This is a genomic window from Psychrobacter sp. (assembly GCF_036731945.1).
Taxonomy (GTDB): Bacteria; Pseudomonadota; Gammaproteobacteria; order Pseudomonadales; family Moraxellaceae; genus Psychrobacter.
The window spans coordinates 71,440-74,837 of sequence record NZ_DAINDI010000002.1 but is presented as its reverse complement, the minus strand read 5'-3'; the positions used below and the strand labels follow the sequence as shown (position 1 = coordinate 74,837).

The 3,398-nt window shown below is 47.5% G+C and carries 2 protein-coding genes and 1 pseudogene; all 3 read right to left on the bottom strand.

The annotated features are described in order from the left end of the window. On the bottom strand, positions 1–1,394 hold a 1,394-nt coding region (gene nhaC / locus V7D75_RS00790), incomplete at its 3' end, for a Na+/H+ antiporter NhaC (protein WP_333613006.1). Between the two features lie 151 nt (positions 1,395–1,545). Next, complete coding sequence (amaB, locus tag V7D75_RS00785; RefSeq protein WP_333613005.1) at positions 1,546–3,036, bottom strand: L-piperidine-6-carboxylate dehydrogenase; 1,491 nt, start codon at positions 3,034–3,036, stop codon at positions 1,546–1,548. A 141-nt stretch (positions 3,037–3,177) separates the two neighbouring features. After that, positions 3,178–3,398: pseudogene (locus V7D75_RS00780) on the bottom strand (hypothetical protein); the annotation flags it as partial.

Here is a 3,398-nt window from a genome sequence, read left to right as displayed (position 1 = left end):
AATTTATCAAGGAACGCCCATAACAGCCCAAATAAAGGCGACAACCAACACGCAAACGCAAAAGGTGCATAGGTCAATGTTGCTATTCCAAGTGTCGCTGCCACAAAGCTACCGCCCATATTCCACGGGATAAGTGGTGACAAAAGCGTACCCGCGTCTTCGATAGAGCGCGTCAAGGTTGTGCGCTTATAGCCCATATCTTTATATTTATCTTGTAATAAACGCCCTGGCAAAACACAGGTCGTGTAAACATCACCAATCAGCGTTCCGACACTCAGAACACTGCCGTACGTCGTAAAAACCAACCCCAAACGCGATTTTACGAAATGGTTAATTTTTGCCATGATGGCTTTGAGCGTACCGTAGTGCTCAAGCGCCCCAACAAAACCCAAAGCAAATATCGTTAAACTGATCACCCATGTCATCGACATAACGCCGCCCTTTGACAACAATTGATCTACCACTTCAAAACCCGTCTCACTGACAAAGCCATTTTGTAAAACATTAAAAACATCACTTACGCCCACCCCTTGCATAAAGACGGCAATCACTGAGCCTACCAGTACCCCGCTTAATACGGTCGGTATCGCTGGCATTTTCATCACAGCGGCGACAATGACCACTAACGCTGGCAATAAGGTGATGACACTTAAATTGTAATTGGCCGCTAAGTTATCCTGCAATGCACGAATAGAAGACAAATCGATGCTATCGTCACCATAACCCATACCAATCCAAGCATAGAGCGCCAACGCCGTAATCATGGCGGGCACGGTCGTCGGCAACATGCCTTTGATATGATCCCAAAGGTCTACACCCGCCGCGGCTGGGGTTAAGTTAGTGGTATCTGACAGCGGTGACATTTTGTCGCCAAAAAAAGCACCGGAGACGATAGCACCACCTGTCAAGTGCGCGGGAATACCCAGTCCCATTCCAATTCCCATCATCGCAAGGCCCACGGTACCAACCGTGCCCCACGAGGTACCCGTAGCGACAGAAATGATGGCGCAAATAAGACAGACGGAAAATAAAAACGAGGAAGGCGAGAAAATACTAAAACCGTAGTACAGAATGGTCGGCACGGTGCCGGCGATAATCCATGCGCCGATGAGCATACCGACGCCCATCAGGATAATCATCGCTGGCAAGCCGATTTTGATGACCTTTAAAAACCGCTCTTCCATACCTTGCCAACTGCGGCCACGTAGCTTCATAAAAAAGCCGGTGATTAAAATACCGCAGGCTAAGGGTATATGAGGGGTAAAATCTTTGAAGACAAAAAACTGTATCATCAGAATGATGGCAGTCAATACAAGCGGCGCAATATCGAGTAAAAAGCTAGACGACGGATCATAACCGTCTATATCGGGGTTATGCGTTTTATCATCGATCATAATAGTTCTACCTTCCTTAGTAGTCGTCGATGGGAGTGGCAACCAATCCTTGATTGCTTATTATTTTTGGTCTGCCAAGCTTCTATAAAGTACGCTTGGCAGTTTATTGATAAATACATCAAATTAGCAAAATTTTGTACTCACCTTTTTATCAACCAAAGCTAATGCCTTGGGCAAGTGGCAGCTCTTTTGAGTAGTTGATGGTATTGGTCTGACGGCGCATATAGACCTTCCATGCATCAGAGCCAGATTCACGGCCACCGCCGGTTTCTTTTTCACCGCCAAACGCCCCGCCAATCTCAGCGCCACTGGTACCGATATTGACGTTGGCAATACCGCAATCACTACCGCGGTCACTGAGGAAAGTCTCCGCTTCACGCAAATCATTGGTAAAGACGCATGACGATAGGCCTTGCGGCACATCGTTTTGCATCTCAATCGCTTCATCAAAGTCTTGGTAGGTCATGACATACAGAATCGGCGCAAATGTCTCACTTCTGGCGACATCGTTCTGCTCGTCAAACTCGACAATGGCAGGCGTTACGTAATAAGCGTTAGGATACTTGTCTGCAAGGACGCGCTCGCCGCCTGTGACGGTGCCGCCCGCTTCTCGCGCTTTTTTTAACGCTTCCTGCATGTTATTAAAGCTGTCTTCATCAATCAGTGGCCCGACCAGATTACCCTCTAGTGGGTGACCGATACTGACGGTCTCATAAGCAGATTTAATACGAGGTAGGATATCGTCTTTGATAGATTCATGTACAAATAGGCGGCGCAATGTCGTACAGCGCTGACCTGCCGTGCCAACTGCTGAGAACAAAATACCGCGTAACGCAAGGTCTAAATCGGCACTTGGTGCCAAAATCATGGCATTGTTACCGCCAAGCTCAAGTAAGCATTTACCAAAACGGTTGGCAACTTTTGGCCCGACTTCTCGGCCCATACGCGTGCTGCCGGTGGCGCTCACCAAAGCCACGTATTTATGCTCCACCAAGGCGTTACCGACATCGGTTTTACCGAGTAAGACTTGCGATAGATGGTCTGGCGCATCGCCAAATTTGGCCAAGGCTTTTTCAAACAGTGCCTGACAGGCCAAAGCGACAAGCGGGGTTTTTTCTGATGGTTTCCAAATCACAGGGTTACCGCAGACGATAGCCAGCGCGGTATTCCACGACCAAACCGCAACGGGAAAGTTAAAGGCTGAGATGACACCAATCACCCCGAGCGGATGCCACGTCTCACGCATGTGGTGGCCTGGCCGCTCTGACGCAATCGTCAAACCATAAAGCTGACGCGACACGCCGACGGCAAAGTCGCAAATATCAATCATTTCTTGTACTTCGCCTAGGCCTTCTTCTTTAATCTTGCCAGCCTCAAATGACACCAGCATGCCCAAGTCTTCTTTATGCTCGCGCAGCACTTCACCGAGCAGGCGCACCAGCTCGCCACGTCTTGGCGCAGGCACCACGCGCCACTCTTTAAAAGCTTTTTTGGCATTGACAATCTTGGTATTGACCTCATCAACGCTGTTCAAGGTTATGCTGCCAATCACCGAGCCATCAATCGGGCTATTGACGTCAAAATCACCATTTTGATATTGCGCTTCTTCGACGCCCATCGCGGCCATATACTGCTTGATCATAATCCATCCCTTTTATTAATTTATACTTCCTTGAAGACTTATTAACTTAACTTGCACCCAGCTAAGTTGCAAAATAATTAATTTCGTACTGCCATTCCTTTTTGGAATGCTCATTAATAGTTCCAATTATCTATCACGGTTTTAGATAACGCGTTTTAAAACTTTACTATTTAGTTGTCCCAAACACGCTTTGAGACTTTGCGCTTGCAGCGTTTGATAAAGCGCAAGCTCATCGTAAACCTGAGCGCCCAAAGCATTCTCAAACGCTTCTTTATTGGCATGAACTTCACCTTTACTGTGTTTGCCGCCATTTTCATTGCCGTTTTCATTGTCGTTTGTGCTATCGTCATGCAGATTGGACT